This is a genomic window from Streptomyces sp. NPDC058001, assembly GCF_042886315.1.
Lineage (GTDB): Bacteria > Actinomycetota > Actinomycetes > Streptomycetales > Streptomycetaceae > Streptomyces.
In genome coordinates, this window is record NZ_JBHVQT010000016.1 from 42764 (window position 1) to 63687 (window position 20924).

20 protein-coding genes are annotated in these 20924 nt (G+C 69.7%); 7 read left to right on the forward strand and 13 right to left on the reverse strand.

The features are described from left to right. The first annotated feature begins 42 nt into the window (after positions 1 to 42). Both ACFVT5_RS34925 and ACFVT5_RS34930 read left to right on the forward strand, forming a co-directional pair. Positions 43 to 2370 carry an acyl-CoA dehydrogenase family protein gene (locus ACFVT5_RS34925; RefSeq protein ID WP_389896499.1) on the forward strand — a complete coding sequence of 776 codons (2328 nt, stop codon included), beginning with the start codon at positions 43 to 45 and terminating at the stop codon, positions 2368 to 2370. A gap of 224 nt (positions 2371 to 2594) precedes the next feature. Further along, positions 2595 to 3812 (forward strand): lipid-transfer protein, encoded by a 1218-nt coding sequence (locus tag ACFVT5_RS34930; protein ID WP_389896501.1) that lies wholly within the window; start codon positions 2595 to 2597, stop codon positions 3810 to 3812. Positions 3813 to 3907: 95 nt separating this feature from the next. Here the strand turns inward: ACFVT5_RS34930 and ACFVT5_RS34935 are convergent, their stop codons facing one another. The 9 genes from ACFVT5_RS34935 to ACFVT5_RS34975 form a co-directional block, all read right to left on the reverse strand. Then, positions 3908 to 6907, reverse strand: a complete 3000-nt coding sequence (locus ACFVT5_RS34935) for a family 16 glycoside hydrolase (RefSeq protein WP_389896504.1) — start codon at positions 6905 to 6907, stop codon at positions 3908 to 3910. Positions 6908 to 7099: 192 nt separating this feature from the next. After that, on the reverse strand, positions 7100 to 8308 hold the full coding sequence (tgmC, locus tag ACFVT5_RS34940; RefSeq protein WP_389896506.1) for an ATP-grasp peptide maturase system methyltransferase: 1209 nt from the start codon (positions 8306 to 8308) through the stop codon (positions 7100 to 7102). Continuing rightward, entirely contained in the window at positions 8305 to 8958 is a 654-nt protein-coding gene (locus tag ACFVT5_RS34945; protein WP_389896509.1) for a hypothetical protein, read from the reverse strand. The genes tgmC and ACFVT5_RS34945 overlap by 4 nt, the downstream gene beginning before the upstream one ends. An 87-nt stretch (positions 8959 to 9045) precedes the next feature. After that, the gene (locus ACFVT5_RS34950) at positions 9046 to 9270 is read right to left on the reverse strand and encodes a hypothetical protein (RefSeq protein WP_389896511.1); all 225 of its coding nucleotides are present in this window, start codon (positions 9268 to 9270) and stop codon (positions 9046 to 9048) included. Position 9271: 1 nt separating this feature from the next. Continuing rightward, on the reverse strand, positions 9272 to 9541 hold the full coding sequence (gene tgmA / locus ACFVT5_RS34955; protein ID WP_389896514.1) for a putative ATP-grasp-modified RiPP: 270 nt from the start codon (positions 9539 to 9541) through the stop codon (positions 9272 to 9274). 153 nt (positions 9542 to 9694) lie between these two features. After that, on the reverse strand, positions 9695 to 10093 hold the full coding sequence (locus tag ACFVT5_RS34960) for a hypothetical protein (protein ID WP_389896517.1): 399 nt from the start codon (positions 10091 to 10093) through the stop codon (positions 9695 to 9697). A 7-nt stretch (positions 10094 to 10100) separates the two neighbouring features. Beyond that, positions 10101 to 10334 (reverse strand): hypothetical protein, encoded by a 234-nt coding sequence (locus tag ACFVT5_RS34965; protein ID WP_389896520.1) that lies wholly within the window; start codon positions 10332 to 10334, stop codon positions 10101 to 10103. Positions 10335 to 10442: 108 nt separating this feature from the next. Further along, positions 10443 to 10838 (reverse strand): DUF6415 family natural product biosynthesis protein, encoded by a 396-nt coding sequence (locus ACFVT5_RS34970; protein ID WP_389896523.1) that lies wholly within the window; start codon positions 10836 to 10838, stop codon positions 10443 to 10445. Then, complete coding sequence (locus ACFVT5_RS34975) at positions 10838 to 11278, reverse strand: ATP-binding protein (protein ID WP_389896526.1); 441 nt, start codon at positions 11276 to 11278, stop codon at positions 10838 to 10840. The genes ACFVT5_RS34970 and ACFVT5_RS34975 overlap by 1 nt, the downstream gene beginning before the upstream one ends. Positions 11279 to 11948: 670 nt before the next feature. Between ACFVT5_RS34975 and ACFVT5_RS34980 the strand changes: the two genes are divergently transcribed. From ACFVT5_RS34980 to ACFVT5_RS35000, 5 genes are read left to right on the forward strand one after another with little or no spacing between them, the layout of a single operon-like run. Further along, the gene (locus ACFVT5_RS34980) at positions 11949 to 12653 is read left to right on the forward strand and encodes a hypothetical protein (RefSeq protein WP_389896529.1); all 705 of its coding nucleotides are present in this window, start codon (positions 11949 to 11951) and stop codon (positions 12651 to 12653) included. Then, entirely contained in the window at positions 12644 to 13153 is a 510-nt protein-coding gene (locus ACFVT5_RS34985; protein WP_389896531.1) for a GNAT family N-acetyltransferase, read from the forward strand. The genes ACFVT5_RS34980 and ACFVT5_RS34985 overlap by 10 nt, the downstream gene beginning before the upstream one ends. Positions 13154 to 13174: 21 nt before the next feature. Next, positions 13175 to 13648 (forward strand): TrmO family methyltransferase, encoded by a 474-nt coding sequence (locus tag ACFVT5_RS34990; protein WP_389896534.1) that lies wholly within the window; start codon positions 13175 to 13177, stop codon positions 13646 to 13648. Between the two features lie 40 nt (positions 13649 to 13688). Beyond that, the gene (locus ACFVT5_RS34995; protein WP_389896537.1) at positions 13689 to 13931 is read left to right on the forward strand and encodes a hypothetical protein; all 243 of its coding nucleotides are present in this window, start codon (positions 13689 to 13691) and stop codon (positions 13929 to 13931) included. Between the two features lie 55 nt (positions 13932 to 13986). Next, positions 13987 to 15540: an MFS transporter gene (locus ACFVT5_RS35000; RefSeq protein WP_389896539.1), complete on the forward strand. Its 1554-nt coding sequence runs from the start codon at positions 13987 to 13989 to the stop codon at positions 15538 to 15540. Here ACFVT5_RS35000 and ACFVT5_RS35005 read toward each other — a convergent pair. The 4 genes from ACFVT5_RS35005 to ACFVT5_RS35020 form a co-directional block, all read right to left on the reverse strand. Then, positions 15522 to 16154, reverse strand: coding sequence for a response regulator (locus tag ACFVT5_RS35005; RefSeq protein ID WP_389896975.1), 633 nt, complete (start codon positions 16152 to 16154; stop codon positions 15522 to 15524). The genes ACFVT5_RS35000 and ACFVT5_RS35005 overlap by 19 nt on opposite strands. Positions 16155 to 16198: 44 nt before the next feature. Then, complete coding sequence (locus tag ACFVT5_RS35010) at positions 16199 to 18670, reverse strand: VWA domain-containing protein (RefSeq protein ID WP_389896542.1); 2472 nt, start codon at positions 18668 to 18670, stop codon at positions 16199 to 16201. A gap of 230 nt (positions 18671 to 18900) precedes the next feature. Further along, positions 18901 to 19671 carry a hypothetical protein gene (locus ACFVT5_RS35015; RefSeq protein ID WP_389896545.1) on the reverse strand — a complete coding sequence of 257 codons (771 nt, stop codon included), beginning with the start codon at positions 19669 to 19671 and terminating at the stop codon, positions 18901 to 18903. A gap of 36 nt (positions 19672 to 19707) precedes the next feature. Further along, on the reverse strand, positions 19708 to 20907 hold the full coding sequence (locus tag ACFVT5_RS35020) for a sensor histidine kinase (protein ID WP_389896549.1): 1200 nt from the start codon (positions 20905 to 20907) through the stop codon (positions 19708 to 19710). Positions 20908 to 20924: the final 17 nt, after the last annotated feature.

The window sequence follows — 20924 nt, forward strand, 5'->3', positions numbered from 1 at the left end:
TGACCTTCCGTCAGATTGAAACGTGTTCTAGTCTTGCGCCGCATGGGGATCGGGATCACACAGGAGCAGCGGGAACTGGCCGAGGCCGTGCGCGGCCTCCTCGCGCGAACCGTGCCACCGGAGGAGATACGCAAGCTCCTCGACGCCCCGCCGGGCACCGGCGCCCGCCCCGCGCACTGGGACGTACTCGCCGAACAGGGACTGCTCGCCCCGCATCTGCCCGAGGAGTACGGCGGCGGGGGCGGCGGACTCGTGGACCTCGCGGTGATCGTGGAGGAGGCCGCGTACCGCGCGCTGCCGGGCCCCTTCGTCGCGAACGCGCTCGCGGCGGCCGTCCTGAGCGCGGCCGGTACCGGCGGGGTGTCCCACCTGTCAGCGGATCTGCCAGCGGATCTGTCAGCGGATCTGGCGGCCGATCTCGCGGCCGGGCGGCGTATCGGTGCCGTCGCCTTCGGGCCCGGCGGCCTGACCGCGACGGCAGCGCCGGGCGGGTACGTCATCGACGGCACCGCCCCGCCCGTCCTGTCCGGCGGCGACGCGGATCTGCTGGTCCTGGGCGCCACGGGTCCGGACGGGGTGGTGTGGTGCGCGATCGACGTCCACGACGAAACGGCCGCCCGCGACGAAACGGCCGGGCTCGCGGTCCGGGTGCACGACAGTGCCGACCCCACCCGCCCCACCGCCGAGGTCATCGCCACCGGCGCCTTCGTGCCGGACGACCGGATCCTCGCCGTGGATCCCGCACTCGTACACGACCTGGCGTGCGTACTGCTCGCGGCGGACGCGTGCGGGACCGCCGCGTGGTGTCTGGAGACGGCCACCGAACACGCCAAGGTGCGGGAGCAGTTCGGGCGGCCGATCGGGCGGTTCCAGGCGGTGAAGCATCTCTGCGCGGACATGCTGGTCCGGCTTGAGCAGGCGCGGGCCCTCGCCTGGGACGCGGCACGCGCCGCCGACGGATCGCCCGTCCGCGAGGACACCGCACCGGCCGTCCGCGAGGACACCGCACCGGCCGTCCGCGAGGGCACCGCGCCGGTCGCCCGCGAGGGCACCGCGTCGCGCGGTCTGGTGGCCGCGCTCGCCGCCGCCACCGCTCTCGACGCCGCCCTGTCCTGCGCCAAGGACTGTGTCCAGATCCTCGGCGGCATCGGCTTCACCTGGGAACACGACGCCCATCTGTATCTGCGCCGGGCCCTGGTCGCCCGGCAGCTCGTCGGCCCCGGCGACGCACACCGGCTGCGCGCGGTCCGGCTCGCGGAAGGCGGTGCCCGGCGCGAACTGCGCCTGGAACTTCCGGCCGAGGCAGACGCGTACCGCAGGGCCGCCCGTACGGTGATCGGGAGCGCGCGCGGACTCGACCCGGCCGCCGCCCGCCGCGCCCTGGCCCCCACCGGCTACGCGGCCCCGCATCTCCCCGCGCCCTACGGCCTGGGCGCAGGACCGGTCCAACAGCTCGCCGTACAGGAGGAGTTGAGGGACGCCGAGGTACGGCTCGGTGATCTCGGTATCGCCACCTGGGTCGTCCCCTCGCTCCTCGCCCACGGCACCACCGAGCAGCGGGAGCGGTATCTGCCGCCGACGCTCCGGGGCGAACTCCTCTGGTGCCAGCTCTTCTCGGAGCCCGGCGCCGGCTCCGATCTGGCGTCGCTGCGCACCCGCGCCGAGCGACTACCCGACGGGCGCTGGCGGGTGAACGGACAGAAGGTGTGGACCTCCGCCGCGCGCCAGGCCGACCACGGCGTCCTCCTCGCCCGCACGGACCCCGAGGCGCCCCGGCACCAGGGCCTGACGTACTTCGTGGTCGACATGAAGGCCGCCGAGGGCATCGACATCCGGCCACTCAAGGAGATCACCGGGGAATCCCTCTTCAACGAGGTCTGGTTCGACGATGTCGTGCTCCCGGCGGACGCGGTCGTCGGTGAGGTCGGCGGCGGCTGGCGGGTCGCCCGGAACACACTCGGCAACGAACGCGTGCACATGGCCGACCAGTTGACCTTCGACAGCGGCATCGAGGCCCTGGTCGCGCGGGCGCCGGACCTGGACGACGCGTACCGGGCGCGGATCGGCGCGCTCGCCGCCGAGGCGCACGCGCTCGCCTGCGTCGGGCTGCGGACCACCGTGCGGCAGGTGTCGGGCCTGGAACCCGGCGCGGGCGCCTCCGTACGCAAGCTGGTGCAGACCGCGCATCAGCAGCGGGTCGCCGACCTCGCGCTCGAACTGCTCGGCCCGGCCGGCGCGGTGCGCGTGGGCGCGGGGGAGCGGGCCGTGCACGGCTTCCTCCTCTCCCGCTGCCTCACCATCGCGGGCGGCACCACACAAGTGCAGTTGAACGTCGTCGCGGAACGGATCCTGGGACTGCCCCGGGACTAGGGGGCTTCTGATGGATCTCCGCGGCGTCGCGACGCCCGGCACGCACTCTCGCCGCACCGGGCGAAAACCCAAGTACGCCCAGTACGAGGGCTTCCGCCCGGCACTCCCCCAAGCTCTCCGAGCAGGGGGGACCCCCAGAGCACGCACCGAACACCGCTCCTTCTTCCACGGAGATCCATCAGAAACCCCCTAGGGCACGGCCGATGGGCCAGGGAGGCCACACCATGAACTCCGGCACCATGAAGTCCGGCAGCGGGAAGGCGTATGTCGTCGGGGTCGGGATGACCCGGTTCGAGAAGCCCGAGACGCGGGACTGGCAGTACTGGGACATGGCCGAGGAGGCGGGCACCAAGGCGCTCGCCGACGCGGGCATCGGATACGAGGATGTCCAGCAGGTGCCGGTCGGGTACTGCTTCCAGGCGTCCACCGCCGGGCAGCGCGCCGCGTACGGCCTCGGACTCACCGGCGTCCCCGTCTACAACGTCAACAACAACTGCGCCACGGGATCAACCGCCTTGATGCTGGCCCGGCAGTTCGTCGAGGGCGGTGTGAGCGACTGCGTCCTGGCGCTCGGGTTCGAGAAGATGACGAGGGGCGCGCTGGGCGGCGGCGCGGACAGCGGTGACTTCTCGACGTCACCGGTGGCCCGGCACTACGGGATCATGGCTGCCCGGCACGGCTTCGAGATGTCCCCGCCGACCGCGCAGATCTTCGGCGACGCGGCGCGCGAACACATGGAGCGGTACGGCACGACCGAGGCGCAACTCGCCGCAGTCGGCGCCAAGAACCACCGGCACTCGGTGCACAACCCCAACGCCCAGTTCCGCGACGCCTACACGGTCGCCGAGATCCTCGCCGCGAAGACCGTCCACCGGCCGCTGACCAAGCTCCAGTGCTCGCCGACGTCGGACGGCGCGGCGGCGGCCGTCGTCGTGTCGGAACGGTTCGTACGGGAGCGCGGCCTCGAAGACCGGGCCGTCGAGATCGTCGCGCAGACCATGACGACGGACACCGAGGAGTCCTTCGCCTCCGGTTCCTGTATCGACGTCGTGGGTCAGCCGATGTCCCGCGAGGCGGCCCGGCAGGCGTACGAGGCGTCGGGCCTCGGTATCGAGGACGTGGACGTGGTCGAACTCCACGACTGCTTCTCGATCAACGAACTCCTCACCTATGAGGCCCTGGGCATGTGCGCGGCCGGCGAGTCCGGCAAGCTGGTCGAGTCGGGCGCCACGACATACGGGGGCCGATGGGTGGTCAACCCGTCCGGCGGGCTGATCTCCAAGGGGCATCCGCTCGGCGCCACCGGAATCGCCCAAGTGGCCGAGCTGACCTGGCAGTTGCGGGGCGAGGCGGGCGAGCGGCAGGTCCCGGGCGCGACGGTCGGCCTGGCCCACAACATCGGCCTGGGCGGCGCGGCGGTGGTGACCCTCCTCCGTAAGTAGCCCTCCGTGAAGGGACAACGCACGGCGACCGCCGCCCGGAAACCCGGGAAGCGGTCGCGGCGCCCAACTGCTCCGACGCTCTTGTGCTTACGGAACTACGCTGTCGGTTCGATCCAGATGTTCCGGTACCGAACCTTGCTCCCGTGGTCCTGGAGGCGAATCGCGCCGGTCGACGCGGACTCGGACGCGCCGCCGCCGGTCGGACCGTCCACGGCGACACCGTCGTGGACGACGACGCCGTTCCACTTCACCGTCACGCGGGCGTCCTCCGTCTTCTTCCCGGCGGAGTCGAACCGCGCCGCCCGGAAGGTGATCTCGTACGTCTGCCACGTCTCAGGAGCCGTCGCGGCATTCGTGTCGGCGGCCTTCTTGAGGTAGATCGCCGCCGCCTCGTTGTTGGCGAGCTTCGGGACCCCGTACGAATCGAGGACCTGGACCTCGTAACGGTCCTGGAGATACACCCCGCTGTTGGCGCGGTCCTGTCCCGTCACGTCGTCGGGCAGCAGCGGCAGTTTGAACTCGACGTGCAGCTTGAAGTCGCGGAAAGCCTGCTTCGTACGGATGTCTCCGCAGCAGACTTCCATCTCCCCACCGGACGACGGCCATTGGACCGGTCGGCCGTCCGTGTGCTGCCACTGGTCCTGACCCGATCCGTCGAAGAGGGCGATACGGCTGCCCTGGGCGTGCACGGTGACCAGGTCGAGGTTGACGTGACCGGTGTCGTCGCCGTCGACCTTGTACGTGACGGAGTTGGTGCCCTTGCGCAGCGGCAGTGATTCCGTCCCGGTCGCCCACGCGTTCCAGGTGCCGGTGCTGGGCAGCGTCGTCTGTTTGACCCGGGTGCCGTTGACGTAGACGCTCACGGTCTTGTCCCCGGTGAAGGGGTTCGGCCCGTTGGAGTACCGCAGGCCGACGTCGTAGGTGCCCGCCTTGTCCACGTCCACGGCGAAGGTGGCGGCGGCCCCCTTGGTGCCGAATCCGTCGACGAATCCGCCGCCCGAGTAGCCCGAGTGGTCGGTGCCGAGCCCCGCGCCGCCGGTGAGCGTCGCCTCCTCGGCCTCGTACTGGGTCGGCGTCGCCTGCTTCCCCGGCAGGGAGTTCAGCGTGTACCAGGCTTCGGTGCTCCAGAGCGTCTCACCGTTCTGCGCGCTGAACGGGCGCGGTGAGCGGACGTGCACCACCCGGTTGGACTTCAGCCCGTCGACGGTGAGCGTGACCTTCTTGCCGTCGCGGGACAGCTTCGCCGAGCTGACCTTCAGGGTCTCCTCGCCGACCTTGGGGCCGCCGTAGGAGGCGGTGGCCGTGTAGTGCCACTGCTCCACCTTGTAGTGCTCGGCCAGGTCCTTCGCCGTCTCGTCGGACAGCGGCTGGGTGTACTCCAGCTCGAAACCGCCGGGCTTCGCGCGCATCGCCTTGATGTCGAAGGCGTTCTTGCCGTTGGGCGTCAGCTTCTGGAGGCCGTGGCTCAGCTTGCCCTCCTGGCCCCAGTTGCCGCCCGCGCCCAGACCGCCGGCGTAGATCGCGCCGTCCGGACCCATGCTGATCCGGTTGACCCCGGCCTCCAGGCCCTGCGTCATCCGGAACACCGCGCCCTGGTACTCGCCCTTGACCTTCTCCAGGTAGGCGCGCTGGATACCGCCGTACGTCACGTCACCGAACACCATCTGCCCGGCGAACGGCCCCTTCTTCAACAGCAGAGGTGTGCTGGGGGAGTTGGCGATCTCGTTCTGCGGCAGCCACAGCACCGGCTTGGTGACCGGCGCGGAGTCGAAGGGACCCGCCGGGTTCGTGTAGTGGTTGAAGAAGCGGCCCTGCTTGATCTGGACCAGCTTCGACGAGGGCAGCCAGCCGCCCTGGTTGTCCAGGACGAACAGGTCGTCGTCCGGGCCCCAGCCGATGCCGTTGGGGGTGCGCAGGCCACCGGCGATCCAGGAGACCTTGCCGGTCTTCCGGTTGACCTTGATCGTGGAGCCCCGGTCCTTCGCGGGCTGCGGATTCGTCGTCGCACCGCCGTAGTTGATGGCAACCGACAGGTTCAGATAGAAGTACCCGTCCCGGTAGAGCAGCCCGAACGCGAACTCGTGGAAGTTCCCGCCGAACGGCCAGGTGGCGATGGTCTTGTACTGGTCGGTGACGCCGTCCCCGTCGAGATCCTGGAGCTGGGTCAGCTCGTGTTTCTGCGACACGTACAGCGAGCCGTCCACGTACTTGATGCCCATCGGCTCCTTCAGGCCCTCGGCCACCTTCTTGGCCTTCACCTTGTCCGGGCCGGTGCTTCCCGTGACACCGCTGAGGACGTACACCTCACCGGTCTTGTTGTCGGTGCCGCCCCAGGTCGCCACGGCCAGGCGGCCGTCGGGCAGCCAGTCCATCGCCGTGACCTGCGGTTCGAAGCCCTTGGGCCGGAGGTCGGTCAGCGTGTAGTTCGGGTGCACGTCCCGCAGCGGCAGTCCGTCGCCCGGCGAGTCGTTGACGCCCTCGCACTCCTTGCGGCCCGGGGCGGTCACCCGGACCACATCGGCATCCGTACTGAGCACGGAGTTCGGGACGACGGCGAAGTCGGCGGCGCCCGGCGGCTTCCAGGCGAGCGTGACCTGCTGGCCACCGGTGCGCTCGAAGTGGTCGATGCGCAGGGCGTGGGCGCCCGCCGTCAGCGTGACGGTGCCGTCCTTCGGGTCGGCGCCGTGCAACCCGTCGTGGTCGATGACGAGTTGGCCGTCGATCAGCAGCCGCGAACCGTCGTCGCTGGTCAGCCGGAAGGTGTACGCGCCGTCCTCGGGCACCGTGATGTTGCCGATCGCCTCGGACGCGAAGTAGTCGCTGAACCCGCCGAAGTCGTCGGGCGACGACCAGTCGATGGTGGGCATCAGCTTGTCGACGTTCGGGGTCTGCCCCGGCTTGAGCGCGCAGATCTTTTCGAGCGGTACCTGTACGTCGTAGACGCGCAGGGTGACACCCGGTTCCTGCGGAGGCAGGTCACGGGCGGCGCGTTCGTCAGCGGCGGACGGGGACGCCGAGAGCCCGCTGACGAAGAACGATGCGGCGATCAGACCGATCAGGGATCTGCGCCATCGGCGGAGTGAGCTGTGGTCCATGGTTCCTCCTGGCACGTGCGTCAGGGGGCGGCTCGCACGGCGGTCCTCGCGCCGCCACAGTCAACTTGGTCCGAGACCATAGGTACTTCTGCCCATGGCGTCCATACTTTGTACTGAGAGAGTTGAAAGTCGGTGTCGAGGGAGAGGCCGATCCGGTTCCAGTCGCGGACCGGGCCTTCTCTGCGGGGCGCGCTAGACGGGCAGTGTCCAGCTCGGTCCGTGCGGTACGCGGAGCCAGACCTTCTGGGTCTCCGGCGTGATGGTCATCCCGAACTCGGACAGGTGCGGCGAACCGTGGATCTGCCATGTGGCGACCGAGTCCTCGACCTTGTCCCACAGCTTGAGCGGTCCGCGCTGAACCACGGTCCAGCCGTCGCCGTCGCCGTCGCCGTCGCCGTCGCCGTCGCCGTCGCCGTCGCCGTCGCCGTCGCCGGCCGGGCGGACCCGTGCCTGTGACCCGGTGGCCACGTCGAGCAGCACCTGCTCGGCACCCGCACCGAAACGCTCGGCCGAGGGCGCGGCGAGTTGGGCGACGAATCGCCCGGTCCAGTCGTCGAGCAGGGCGGGGTCGATTCGGCTCGGGCGCTCATCCCCGGGCAGCAACTCGACCGGCCCGTGCGGGGGGTGGTCATGAGGGCGGGCCATCATGAATGAGGTGTAGCCGGGCAGGAAGCGCCCCTGTGCGGCGCCGCTCTGCTCGACCGTGAGACGGACGAGCCCGTACGCGGCACCCCAGCCGGAGAGCGTGACAAGCAGGGTGCCCCCGGGGGCGATCTGCCGTAGCAGTCCGTACGGAACATGCCGCATCGAACAGAACGCCATCACGATGTCGTACGGGGCCCGGTCGGGGTAGCCGCGCAGACCGTCGGCTGTGACAAGGGTTGGAGCGTAACCCGCTTCACCAAGAGCCTTGCGGGCGCGCTCTGCCGCATCGGCGTCGGTCTCGATCGAGATCACGTTCTTCTCGTCGGCGACCTCGCAGACGTAGGCGGTCGAAAGACCCGTTCCTGTGCCGATGACGAGCACGCGTTCACCACGGGCGACACCGGCCTGCTCGATCATCCACAGCACGACGCCGGGCAGGGTCGATGACGAGGTCGGGCTCCCTCCGGTGACGGGACCAACGGCGTCCTCGGCGAGTACGCCGTCGATCTGAGTCACCCAAGTCCGATTCTGATAGGTGAGGCGCAGCCACTCGTCGGCGGGCATGTCGTCGCGACGGACAGGCGTCCAGACTGTGACGCCCGGCGGGCTGCTCGGCCTGTAGATCGCACCGCCGAGGAACACCTCGCGAGGGACGATCTCAGCCGCGCGGCGCACCTCGGGGGCGTGCAGCACGTCGTCGGCGACGAGTTGTTCGACGAGTCGATGCCGCAGGTCGGCGGCGGTTTCATGGGTCATGCGGTGTCGCCTTTCTGGAGTGTGTCGGCGAGTGTGCTCGCGATGGCACGGGCCGTGGGCTCGTCGACGAACGCCCACTGGCCATTCGGGTTGCATTCGAGGAACCACCATCGACCGGACGAGTCGAGGGCGAAGTCGAAAGCGCCGAAGCTGAGTCCGAACGCATGAAGGAAGGCGCGTACCGCCTCGCGAACGGAACAGGGGACCGGGAGCGGCGAACAGGTGATCAGGCTTTGGTCCTGGCGCCAGTCGAGGTGATCGCCGTCGGTGTCGATACGAGTCGCGAATGCCTCATCCCCGACGGCGGCGAGGCGGATGTCGGCGACCTTCGGTACGCAGGCTTGGAAGAGATGTGGGCACAGCGCGATCGAGTTGTCGAGCTGGTCGGCTTGGACGGTACGCACCCAGACAGTTCGGTTCCGCCCGTCCTCGCACGCGAGGTGTACCCGGTGCACGGGCTTGTAGATCACTGTTCCGTGCTCGGCCGCGAACTTCACGGCGTCCGCCGGCACGTCCGTGATCAGGGTGTCGGGGAGCGTGAACCCCAAGCGCGCCGCGGTGGCGAGCTGGAGCACCTTGTTATCGGCGTCACGGTTCCGTGCGGGGTGGTTGACGTACAAGGCTCTGGGGATCGCGTGCAGTACGCCCATGTAGCCACGGCGCGACTGCTCGATCGCGAACCGATGCTCGGGTGTCTCCGCCGCCTGTGGGTTACCGAACGGCGTCGGGCGGCGCCATTAGACGGAGCTGACGCGCGACAGGTCGATATGCCGGGTTGCGGTGGTGACATCCCCTGTGAAGAAGCCCTGATCGATCCGGGCACTCATGGTCGCCGTTGTGGGCAGGTCGGCGGCGGGGTCGAGCCGTACGACCGGGACGCCCCGGCCGTACAGCTCGGCCAACACCAGATCCGCCGTGACGTCACCGAGGGCGGTGACGACGAGAACCGGTGCATCGGTCATGTCAGTCCGAGTCACTGTCTTCGGTCAGGTCCTCGTCCGCAGGGGGTGGGGGGTTGGGGCCTCCTCCGTCGGACGAAGTCGAGGTCTGGTTCGCCGTTGATGTTCCACTGCCGTGCCCGCCGTCCATCTCGACGCGATTGCCGTCCTCGTCGAGATAGCGGGTCGTCTGAGTCTCGGGGTCTATTTCCGTCCGGACGTAGGGCACGGGAGTGATGTCGGGGTAAAGCGCCAATCGCTGCACGCCCCAGGGCGCCGCCGTGGAAATGGACACTTCTCTCTCCTTCTGGTTTGCATTCGTTGGGTGGTGCGTTCTCACGCAGACGGATCGGTTCGGCGGTGTCGGCCGTGATCACCGACCCGCCTGGGCCGATCTCCAGGACGCTCGTGCCGGGGCGGGTGAGCGTCGGTGGGGCGCGGGGTGTTGTCAGTCGGTTCTTGGGGGTGGGCAGGTTCCGGGGTGTCCGGTGAAGAGGGGGCAGGTGTGGTCGTGGGTGGTGGAGCGGGTGCAGTCGGTGAGGGTGACCAGTTCGTTCACGGGGCCGAGCCATCTGATCCATACGACTTTGTCGCCGGTCAGGTAGCGGAGGAGGGCGTAGTGGGGGCCGGAGTGGTGAGGACGCAACGGACACCAGGACCCGGGGGTGATGTCTTCGTCCGCGTCCGGTCCGCCGTCGATGGCGAGTGCGGTCGCCTTCTGCTGGGCGGTGAGGTGGTGGTCGTCCCGTGCGCAGGGCAGGTCGAGTTCCTCTGGTTTGAAGAGGCGTGTGAGGAGGGCGGTCCTGTAGGACGGGTCGCTGGCGGCGGGCTTGAGTGGATCGGCCATGGCTTCGTCACCGGCCCCGGGTGGTGTGGGCGGCGATGACGGCGGTGAGTAAGGAGGTGACGCTGAGGCAGGTGCCGAGTACGTGGATCAGTGCGGGGTGTTTGCGGCGCGGTGCTTTGAGGGCGGCGGAACTCGTCCTGTTCTCGGTTCGTGGGTCGCCGTGCATGAGGGTGTGGGGTTCGTAGTCCTTGCGCGGGGAGTGGTGGGTGCGGATGTGGCGCCCGGTCTGGAGGTGGGACATCGGTCAGTCGGCCTTCCCGGTTGCTGGTAGGTCGGTGTGGAGCCGTGGGCGCGGGGAGCCGCTTCTCAGGGCAGTCCGTCGTTGTTGAGTTTGAGTGGGGAGGGCGGATCAGGAGGCGGCGTCTCCCATCAGGTCAAGGAGTGTGAGAACCGCCGTGGCCAGGCGGACCAGGTGTCTACGAGCAGCTTCTGGCTGTGGCTGTTCGGCACACAGGGCGATCACGCGCCGTACCTCGTCGATCGGGTACGGCGAGACGAGGTGCGGAATGATCTCGATGAGCTTGGTGGTGGAATGCCGTAACCGCTCTGCGACGGAGGGGACTTCATTGGGCGTGAGGTTCGCGTGCTCGCCGAGGACGCTCTCCAGGTCGTCGTACAGTTCGTCGTTGACCGCCTCGCGCGCCAGGGAGCGGCGCAGGCCGAGGAGGAGCATGCCGGCGGTCACATCGTCGGCTGAATATCGGCTACTGAGGTCCGCGACGGGTTCATACGCGACTGTGGCCATCACGCCATCTCCGCCGTCGCACGGAATACGCACCACGTAGTCCTGCCGCCATCGCTGACACCCCAGTCCCGTGCGAGGAATGCGACGAGGAACAGGCCGCGGCCGGAGACGTCTTCGTCGTCCGCGACGGTGAGTTCAGCTGAGGCTGGGTTGCCGTCGGTGACCTCGACCCGCACCTCTCCGGCGGTGTGGGTGACCTTCAGTCGGATGTTCCCGTGGCCGTGCTGAATGGCGTTCGTGACGAGTTCGGAGACGGCGTGCACGATGTTGTCGGCGGGTGGTCCGGATATCTTCCACAGCCGCAAGTGGGCCGTAGTGATCCGGCGCATGTGTCCGACACGGGCTTTGTCCGGGGCAAAGGCCACCGCGAAGCCGCAGGCAGTTTGGTGCCTCAGTTGTGCCGCGACGACGACGGCGGCTGGGGCTCGGCTCTTCTGCATGAATCAAGTGCACTGCGAAAGGCAGGGGCGCAGACAGGTGAAAGCGGTGGACGCCGAACGCCGTGCCCCGGTGATTTTTACCTTCAGGGTGTCGCCTTGCCAGACTGCGCAGCTACGTTGCCGCAATGGGAGAGAACCGTGAGCTAGCCGCCGCGATGGCGGAACTCGACATGAGTCAAGCCGAGTTAGCCCGCCGCGTGAACGCGGAGACTCAGCAGCTCACCGGGAAGGAAGGCGGCCTCACCGATCGGGACATCCGGCGCTACCTGCGCGGCAAGACTGCTTGGCCGCAGCACAAGCAGCGCATCGGACTGGAGCGGTATTGGGCCGTCCGGCCACCGAGCTCGGATTCACACCCCGGCCGTGCAGGGCGCGCCAGACGCAAGCGGAGGACCCAATGCACCGCCGTACCTTGTTTCTGGCAGCCACCGGATCAGCCGTCGCCGCAGCCACCTCGACACCACGCTCCCGGCTGGGACAGTCCGACGCAGATCGGTTCCGTCGGGAGTACACGGAATTGCTGCGCGATGACGCGCGGGTCGGCGGAGCATGGAGGATCGAGAACAAGGCCGTTGAGATCGCAGTGAGTATTAAGTCCTCGCTCACAAGTGGCGGCGCCTCCGACCACATCCGACGCCAGATGTACCGGCTCGCGTCCGACGCCACGTGTTTGGCGGCCTCAGTCGCCATCGACGCAAGCGCTCCACAGCGGGCACGCGCCTACCTGGACAAGGCCCTCACCCTCGCGGGCCTCGCGCGCGACGGTGAGGCCATGTATCAGGTGTGGGATCGCCTGATGCTCACCTCCAGCCAGCGGGAGCATCACGCCGAAGCCGCAGCGGGCGCGGAGGTAATGAAGCACTCGACGGTGGCACGGCGTGACCCGCTGTGCGCGTCGCTGGGGCACATGCGGCATGCCAACGCTTTGGCCAGGCTGCATCAGCCCACGGAGTCGCTGCGGGCCATGAACCTCGCGGAGAAGGCGTTCGGCCGAGCCCAGGGCGAGCAGTCGGCGGAGTGGATCGCGTTCTACTGCCGGGCCGAGTTCGATGCCCTGTCGTCGTATGTCTGGACGGCGCTCGGGGAGCACGACCGGGCCGAGTTCTGCCTCCACCGCACCCTTTCCGCCATCCCCGGCGACATGGTCCGCAACAGGGCCCTCTACACGGCGCACCTGTCACTGGCCCAGGCGAAGCAGGGAGAGGTGGAACTGGCCTGCGCAACCGGAAGGCGGTCCTACGGGATGCTGTCGCCGTCGTCCGGTTCGAAGCGAACGACGAACACGCTCGCCAGAACACGCCAAGTCATCGAGGCCACGGGTACGAAGGCACCCGAGGTCGTGAGCTGGATCGAGGAGGCAAGCCGGTGGACCTGAAGTGTCACACCCACGCCGACGCCCGCGACGTCCGCTCCCTGCTCCTGGACATCCACGACGAGGTGTACGGGAGCGATCCCGACCCGTTCCACTCACGCGAACGGTTCTCGTACTTCGTCGACCTGTGGTCCGGGCGCGAGGACTGGCTGTGCGTCTCGGGGTGGGAGGACGGCGACCCGGTCGGCTACGCGTACGGCTCGACGTTCAGACCAGGCGGCTGGTGGAAAGGAACGGACCGGCCCAGGGACGTACGCGGTCGGATCTTCGCCCTGTCCGAGCTGATGGTGGTACCCCAGTGGCAGGGCACCGGCCGTGCGCAACGGATTCATGACGCACTGGTCCGCACGGTCGACGTCGACTTCGTGACGCTCCTCGTCGACTCCACGCACCCCAAGGTGCGGTCCCTGTACGAGAATTGGGGATATCAGAAGCGGGACGAGGCCAAGCCCTCCGACGACTCTCCGCTGTACGCAGTCATGGTCAAACGCGTCAACCACTGAATGAACAGCCGGGATGGGGACATGGCTCTGGAGATCGAACCGATCGGGGAAGTCGTCGCCGGTCGAACCGAGGTCGCCGACGACTACTGGGGCGGCGTCGAGTCGGTGATCCAGCTCGACGAGGCGAAGTTCCCTCTCGACTCGGTGCAGGGCCTGGAGGAGTTCTCCCACCTGGTGGTGGTGTGGCACTTCGACCAGGCGTCACCGGACGATGTCGAGTACCACGCCCGCAGCCCGCGTGGAAACACCCGGTGGCCGGCGACGGGGACCTTCGCCCACCGCAACCACCGCCGCCCCAATCAGTTGGCACAGAGCTTCCCCCGACTGCTCAAGGTCGATGGACTCAGGCTCCGCGTGACCGACCTGGACGCCGTGATCGGCACAAAGATCTACGACCTGTCGCCGTACTTCGGGGCAATGGGCCCACGCGGCCCGGTCCACGAGCCCACCTGGCCCGGCGAAATGCTGACCGACTACTGGTCGGTCAGGACCTGACACGGAGAGCACCATTCCCACTGACCCCGCCGCGCTCCGCTTGTCCCTGGCCGAGGAGATCGCCGCCGCCAACCCCACGCTCGACCCCGCCTGGCGCGACGCCATCGCAGTCGTCCCCCGCGAACTGTTCCTCGACGATGCCGCCTTCCGGCTCACCGGACGCGCGTGGGAACCCGTACACCGGGCCGAGGCCGGGCAGGACGAATGGCTGCGGATGGTCTACTCCGACCAGACGGTATGGATCGGCTCCCCGGCCGGACCGAACTGGCGGCTCCCCCTCTGAAGCTGCCCCGAAATGCTCGTGCAATAGGTCAGTCGGCCCTGAGAGCATTACGCCCATGCCCCGCACCCCCTCCCACAAGGGCGCCGAATCCGACTCCGGCACCGAATCCGGTACCGCATCCCGCTCCGGCCGCCGCGCGGCGAAAACCTGGCTCGTCGTGGCGACCGCCTGCGCCGGTCAGTTCCTCGTCGTCCTCGATGTCTCCGTCGTGAATGTCGCGCTGCCCTCGATGCGCTCCGACCTGGCCCTGAGCGGCACCGGCCTTCAGTGGGTCGTCAACGCGTACTCGATCGCCTTCGCCGGCTTCATGCTGCTCGGCGGGCGCGCGGGCGACCTGTTCGGACGCAAGCGGATGTTCCTCGTCGGGCTCGGCCTGTTCACGCTGGCGTCGCTCGCGGGCGGACTCGCCCAGGAGGGCTGGCAGTTGCTCGCCGCCCGCGCCGCGCAGGGACTCGGCGCCGCCGTTCTCGCGCCGTCCACGCTGACGATCCTGACATCGGCGGTGCCCGAAGGCGCGGCCCGCGCACGGGCGATAGCGACCTGGACCGCGGTCGGCGCGGGCGGCGGTGCGGCGGGCGGCCTGGTCGGAGGAGTCCTCACGGACGGGCTTTCCTGGCGCTGGGTCCTGCTCATCAACGTACCGATCGGCGCCCTTGTCCTGGCCGCCGCGGCCCGCTGGATACCCGAGAGCCGCGCCGGGGGCGCCCGCCGCCTCGACCTGCCGGGCGCCGTCCTGGTGACGGCGGGCGCGGCGACCCTCGCGTACGGCATCGTGCAGACCGAGGCGGCGGGTTGGACGTCGGCTTCGACCCTCGTACCCCTGTGTACGGGGCTCGCGCTGCTCGGGGTCTTCCTCGCCGTCGAGGCCCGGACGAGGGCGCCGCTGATGCCGCTGAACCTGTTCCGCCGACGGTCGGTCGCCTCGGCGAACGTGGCGATGTTCGTGTGCGGCGGCGGCATGTTCTCGATGTGGTTCTTCATGACGCTGTACGCCCAGAACGTCCTCGGCTACACCCCGCTCGGTGCCGGACTCGCCCTCATACCCTCCTCGTTGAGCGTCGTCATCGGCTCCAAGCTCGCGCCCCGCCTGATGCCCCGCTTCGGTGCGCGGAACGTGGCGGCGGGCGGCACCCTCCTCGCCGCGATCGGCTTCGGCTGGCAGTCCACGATGGGCGCGCACGGCGCGTATGTCACCGCGATCATGCTGCCCGGCATCCTGATGATGCTCGGCGCCGGACTCGCCGCGACCCCCCTCGCCGCACTCGCCACCTCGGGCGCGGACCCGGGCGACGCGGGCCTCGTCTCCGGCCTGGTCAACACCTCCCGCACCCTCGGCGGCGCCCTCGGACTCGCGGTCCTGTCCACGGTCGCCGCGTCCCGCACCGGCGGCGGCGCCGACCCGGTGTCCCTGGCCGCGGGCTACGCGCTGGCGTTCCGCTGGGGCGCCGTCATCCTCCTCGTCGGCGTGCTGCTGATGGCGCTCTGGCTCCCGAGGAAGCCCACGGCACCCATCCTCCGGGACAGCTCGCAGGATCATCTCCCGCAGGATCTCCCGGAGGACCGCCCCCAGGACCGTCGCCCCCGGAACCGTCAGAGCCAGCCCCGCTGACGTGCCTCCCGTACCGCCTCCATCCGGTTGCGGGTGCTCGTCTTGCCGATCGCCGACGACAGATAGTTGCGGACGGTCGACTCGGACAGGCTGAGCCGGCCGGCGATGTCCGCGACCGTCGCCCCGTCCACCGATGCTTTCAGGACATCGCACTCACGGGCCGTCAGCGGATTCGGCCCGGCGCTCAGCGCGGCGGCGGCCAGCGCCGGATCGATCACCGTCTCACCGGTGAGCACCCGCCGAATGGCCTGCGCCAGCTCCTCCACGGGCCCGTCCTTGACGAGGAATCCGGCCGCGCCCGCGTCCATCGCGCGCCGCAGATACCCCGGCCGCCCGAACGTCGTCAGGATCAGCACCCGGCAGTCCGGGCACTCCTCGCGCAGCTCCGCCGCCGCGTCCAGGCCGCTGCACCCCGGCAGTTCGATGTCGAGCAGCGCCACGTCCGGCCGGGACAGCAGGGCCTCACCCACGATGGCGTCCCCCGTCCCGACCTGCGCGACGACCTCGATGTCGGGCTCCATCCCGAGCAGCAGCGCGAGCGCGCCCCGCATCATGCCCTGGTCCTCGGCGAGCAGCACACGGATGGACCGGGCGGGACGGTGATCACGGGGCATCTCGTTCACGGAGTCAGGCTACGGTGAGGCCGGCGCCGCGCCCGTCAGAAGTGCTGATCGAGCCCTCCCCGTACGCGTCCGAAATTGCTCAACGCACGCACCGCCGACCCCATCGGGCCCGCGCCCGAGGCGTCCGAGAAGGCCACGACCTGGCCGAGCGCGCCGGCGAGCGAGATGATTTTGCGCAGGGTCACCTGGTCGTCCCGGAACTCCGGGGCCGGGAACCGGCCGTGGACGTCCTGGAGGACCTGGATGTGCTGGTTCAGCCGGTCGGTGGCCGATTCGCGGTCGTTCTCGTACAGGTCGTCCAGCGCGTAGAAGGTGATCTCGCTGGTCCGCAGGCCCACCGCGTGGACCGTCACCGTCTCGGGGGACAACTCGCCCGCCGCCGCCAGGTCGATCTCATGGCGGCGCGCCTCCCGCGCCACCGTGTCCACGTACTGCACGACCGCCGTCCCCGGCGCCGGCCCGTCGCCGCCCTCCGGCACCTTGATCTCCAGGACCACCCAGTACGTCTCACCGAACGCGAGGTCCGGGGCGAAGATCCTGATGCCCCGCTCCTCGTCGATCAGATCCGGCAGCGGCGCCGTCCCGTACTCCTCACGCGCCTGCCGCCCCGCCGCGGCGGCGGCCCTGCGCACCGACGCCCGCTCCTTCGGGTCGGTGATCAGGTCGTGCCCGTACAGATGCCAGACCTCGACGTCCGCCGCCACGTCGATCTTCACCTGGATGTCGATCGCCGCGAGATGGTCCCGGCGCCCCAGATCCTCCAGGAGGTGCGCGCCGACCTGCTCGGGCCGGGTCACGAACGTCGCCTGACCGCCCGCGATCCCGGCGAGCGCCGCCAGCTCCGGCATCCGCGCGTCCGAGCCGAACCCGAAGCACGACAGCGTCAGTCCGCCCCGGGTGCGTGCCGCGATGTTCGTCCGGATCCGGATCCAGTCCCGCTCACCGGAGGTCGGATCGCCGTCCGAGAACAGATAGAGACAGTCCACGGTCCGGCCGCTGCGCGCGTACCGGCTGATCTCGTCGATGCCGTACTGCACCCCGAGGTTGATGTCCGTCGCCCCGCTCGCCCGCAGCCCCCCGACGACCCGCGCGAACTCCGCGTCGTCCAGGTCGGCCTTACGGGTCGCCTTGAGCGCGGTACGGACCTGCGAGTCGAAGGTGACGATGCCCAGGCAGTCGTCGGGCCGCAGCCGGGTGTGGATCGCCTGGAGCGCCGACTTCACCGTGTCGAGCTTCTCGCCGCGCATGGACGAACTCGTGTCCACGACGAACACGAAGTTCACCGGCAGCGGCTCCTTCGCCGGGGTGTCCGGCGGCGGCTCGGGCGCGGCCCGCAACGCGATCTCCACGAAGTGCGTCGTCGCCTCCTTCGCCTTGGACTCACCCGGCACGGCGGCCACGCCATGACTCACCGCGATCGCCTCACCCGCCCCCGGACCCGGCACCTGATCGGTACGCGCCGCCACGAAGTCGTCGAACCGGATCTGCTCCTGGTCGATCAGCACCCCGTGGTCCACGAGTTCGGACACACCGAGCGCGGCCCGGGTACCGAAGGCGTTGTTGCGACGGATGTAGAGGCCGTCGTGGGGGAGCGGGACGGCGGGGTCGCGGGAGGGGTGGCGGGGGGTGCCGGCACCGGCGCCGCGCCGCCCGGGAGCCGCTACGGAGAGGCGCCTGCTCATCAGCTCCGAGCCCGCGTGGTCGCCGTCCAGGCCCAGCCAGTCGGAGACGTTCTCGGAGTACGTGGACCCCCCGGCGGGCAACGAGAACTCCTGGTCGCGCCCGGCCTGGTAAATGCGTCCTTCCCCCCGCGCTTGGGCAGAGAGGCGCACGCCACTGTGGTGGGCGGAGATGTCCTGAATCCGCATCTCCTCCCCGGCCCCGACCGGTCGGACCACCCGCCCCGCGCGCAGCCAGTCGAGCAGGAGCGTGTCGGGCGCGTCAGGGGCGAGGCCCAAGTCGACGGTGAGCGCGTCCGGATGGATCAGGAACGCCGAGCCGACCGGGTCCCGGCGCTCGCGCAGAAAGGCCGTCGCCGTCAGATACGTGGAACCGTCACGGGTGCCGACCTCGCCCATGTAGGACAGGCCGAACCGTTCTGCGTAGGCCCGGCAGTACGCGGCCCGGCCCGCCTCCTCGTCGGCGGCCAGGGTGGGGGCGCCGGGCAGGGACGTGAGGGAGTAGACCGGTCCGCCCCGGACGACGGGACGATCATCCGCAGCCGTACCCGCACCCTCCCGGCAGACCCACAACACGCTCCCGAGACCGAGCAGATGCCACAGCACCGCGCCGGTCCGGGGCTGCCGTTCCGCGACGTCCCACCAGAGGTCGGGGTCGTGCCCGGTATGTACGAAGACGGTGGCGTCCGGCACCGACGCCAGCAACACGTCCGCCGTCTCACGGTCGTGCGCGGCGGGACGAAGCGGCTTCAGCCCGAGCCGGAACGCCGCCGCGCGGCACTCGGGGACCAAGTCGTCCCACCCGAAGTCGACGGCAGGCGGCCCCACGTACAAAACAGCGGCCGGGGAAGGAGACGAACCGAGAGACATGAACACACACTCCGGGAACCGGAAAGGGAGAACCTGGCAAAGGGAGGACGGACCAAGGAGGTCTGGCGGTTGCGGTACGGGAGCGCCCCGAAGGGGCGCGGGGCTGTGACATTTTGCGGCTCCGCCGCGTGGGCGCGACCAGCCACGGACCGGCCCGCGCTTTCGCACCGACCCTCAAGCCGGATCCCTCACGCCGTCTCAAGACCATGCCGGGCAGGCAAAGGACACCGGTCATCCAATTCCGTATTGGTCCGAACCCCCGGCTCAAACATGCCCTCCGCCCGCAACCGGCGGAGCCACACGTCGAGTTCGGCGCCGAAACCTTCACTCGCCGAAGCCAGCGCAGCGGCCCTCTCCCGGTCACCCACCTCGTCACCGAGCAGCAGGAGCTTGATCTTCAGGGCGACGGCATGAGGGTTGCGGGCGTCGAGCTGAAGGGCCTCGTCGGTGTAGCCGAGTGCGACGGGGACATGGCCTCGGGCGAGGGCGATCCGGGCCTTCCAGTACCAGAACTCCTCGGCCTCGCGGTCGACTCCCGCACCCTCCAGGATCCGCTCGGCCCGGTCGGGTTCGGCGCGGGCGACATGCCGGGCGACCTGCGTCAGGGCGCGTTCCACGGTCGTCCCGTCATCGGTGGGCGACCGGCGTCCACCCGTGACGACCCGTACCGCGACCAGCAGCACCGCGAGCAGGAACGCCAGCAGGATGCCCGCCATCACCATGAACCGCTGGGCGCCCTCGCCGTCCGCGAGCGTCACGAACAGCCCGAGGATCGCGATGGTGAACGCGAGGACGATGACCGCCCCGAACAGCGCGGTCGCCTGCGCCGGGGTCAGGGCGCGGAACATCTTCTCGCGGATGATGGTGCGGACGAAGTCCCGGTAGAGGAGAAAGAGGACGCCGAGCGCGACACCGCTGAGGCCGGCGATGCCGCCGAGCACCTGGAATAGCTCCACCATGCAAGGGACTGTAGGGGCCCGGCGGCCGATCGGGGGTCATTTCGTGGTCAACTCGACACATTCCGTGGTCAGTTCGGGCCGCTCCGACGGGAGTTCCGCCGTCACCAGGAAGCCGCCGGGTGCCGCCGGACCGGCGGTGAGGGAGCCGCCCGCCGCGGCGAGGCGTTCCGTGAGGCCCTTCAGACCGGTGCCGTCAACGGCCCCCGTGCCGCCACTACTACCGACGCCGTCGTCGGCGACCGTCAACCGGACCCGTTCCTGACCGCTGTCGATGGTGACCTCGCAGCGGGTCGCACCGCTGTGCCGGACCACATTGGTGACGGCCTCGCGGACCACCCAGCCGAGCAGGGCCTCGGTCGTCGAGGCGAGTGGTGGGCCCGAGCGGCGGACGACGAGTTCCACCCCGGCGGCGGTCAACACACCCCGCGCGCCGTCCAGTTCGGTGTCCAGGCTGCCCCCGCGATAGCCGGTGACGGCCTCGCGGATCTCGGTGAGGGCCTGCCGGCCGACGGACTCGATATCGGTGACCTGTGCCAGCGCCGCCGCCATGTCGTGAGGTGCCACGCGCCGGGCGGCCTCCGACTTCACCACGATCACGGAGAGGGTGTGCCCGAGCAGATCGTGCAGATCGCGCGAGAACCTCAGCCGCTCCTTCTCGACCGCCGACCGCGCCAGTTCCTCCCGGGTCTCACGGAGTTCCCGCACTGTCTCGGACAGGGTGAGGATCGCCGCCGTGACCATGCAGGACAGGAAGGTCCCGTACGCGACGTTGATCGCGCCCCAGCCGTCCCGCAGCCCGGCGACGACGCCCGCGAGCGTGCTCAGGCCGAGTCCGACGGGACCGATCGCGCGGTTGCGGACGACCGCGCCGGTCGCGAGGCCGAGCAGCGGGAAGAACAGCAGCCAGCTCCCGCCGTACCCGATGGCGAGCGCGCAGGTCACCGCGCCGAGGGCGAGCAGCAGCCAGCGGGTCGCCGTGGACTCGCGCGCCTGCTTGACGAAGGCGCGGAACACCAGGCTCACGTAGAGCGAATTGAAGACCAGCAGACCGATCCCGGCGATCAGCGGGTTCGGGGTCTTGCCCTGGAGCAGGTTCGAGAAGGACCCCATCCCCATGAGGAGCCAGGGCAGCAGCGCGAAGCCGTTCGGCGGGCCCATCGCCTCGGCGGCCCGCGAGCGCTTGTGCCGCTGGACCCATGCGCCGATGCGGCCCCTGTTCCCGGTGGTCGAACTCATCGTCACTCCCGTGCCGC

Excerpts from the sequence above, each read along its gene's own strand:
- ACFVT5_RS34925 (WP_389896499.1), top strand. The coding sequence starts at position 43 with ATGGGGATCGGGATCACACAGGAGCAGCGGGAACTGGCCGAGGCCGTG.
- ACFVT5_RS34930 (WP_389896501.1), top strand. The coding sequence starts at position 2,595 with ATGAACTCCGGCACCATGAAGTCCGGCAGCGGGAAGGCGTATGTCGTC.
- ACFVT5_RS34935 (WP_389896504.1), bottom strand. The coding sequence starts at position 6,907 with ATGGACCACAGCTCACTCCGCCGATGGCGCAGATCCCTGATCGGTCTG.
- tgmC (WP_389896506.1), bottom strand. The coding sequence starts at position 8,308 with ATGACCCATGAAACCGCCGCCGACCTGCGGCATCGACTCGTCGAACAA.
- ACFVT5_RS34945 (WP_389896509.1), bottom strand. The coding sequence starts at position 8,958 with ATGGGCGTACTGCACGCGATCCCCAGAGCCTTGTACGTCAACCACCCC.
- ACFVT5_RS34950 (WP_389896511.1), bottom strand. The coding sequence starts at position 9,270 with ATGACCGATGCACCGGTTCTCGTCGTCACCGCCCTCGGTGACGTCACG.
- ACFVT5_RS34960 (WP_389896517.1), bottom strand. The coding sequence starts at position 10,093 with ATGGCCGATCCACTCAAGCCCGCCGCCAGCGACCCGTCCTACAGGACC.
- ACFVT5_RS34965 (WP_389896520.1), bottom strand. The coding sequence starts at position 10,334 with ATGTCCCACCTCCAGACCGGGCGCCACATCCGCACCCACCACTCCCCG.
- ACFVT5_RS34970 (WP_389896523.1), bottom strand. The coding sequence starts at position 10,838 with ATGGCCACAGTCGCGTATGAACCCGTCGCGGACCTCAGTAGCCGATAT.
- ACFVT5_RS34975 (WP_389896526.1), bottom strand. The coding sequence starts at position 11,278 with ATGCAGAAGAGCCGAGCCCCAGCCGCCGTCGTCGTCGCGGCACAACTG.
- ACFVT5_RS34990 (WP_389896534.1), top strand. The coding sequence starts at position 13,175 with ATGGCTCTGGAGATCGAACCGATCGGGGAAGTCGTCGCCGGTCGAACC.
- ACFVT5_RS35000 (WP_389896539.1), top strand. The coding sequence starts at position 13,987 with ATGCCCCGCACCCCCTCCCACAAGGGCGCCGAATCCGACTCCGGCACC.
- ACFVT5_RS35005 (WP_389896975.1), bottom strand. The coding sequence starts at position 16,154 with ATGCCCCGTGATCACCGTCCCGCCCGGTCCATCCGTGTGCTGCTCGCC.
- ACFVT5_RS35015 (WP_389896545.1), bottom strand. The coding sequence starts at position 19,671 with ATGGTGGAGCTATTCCAGGTGCTCGGCGGCATCGCCGGCCTCAGCGGT.
- ACFVT5_RS35020 (WP_389896549.1), bottom strand. The coding sequence starts at position 20,907 with ATGAGTTCGACCACCGGGAACAGGGGCCGCATCGGCGCATGGGTCCAG.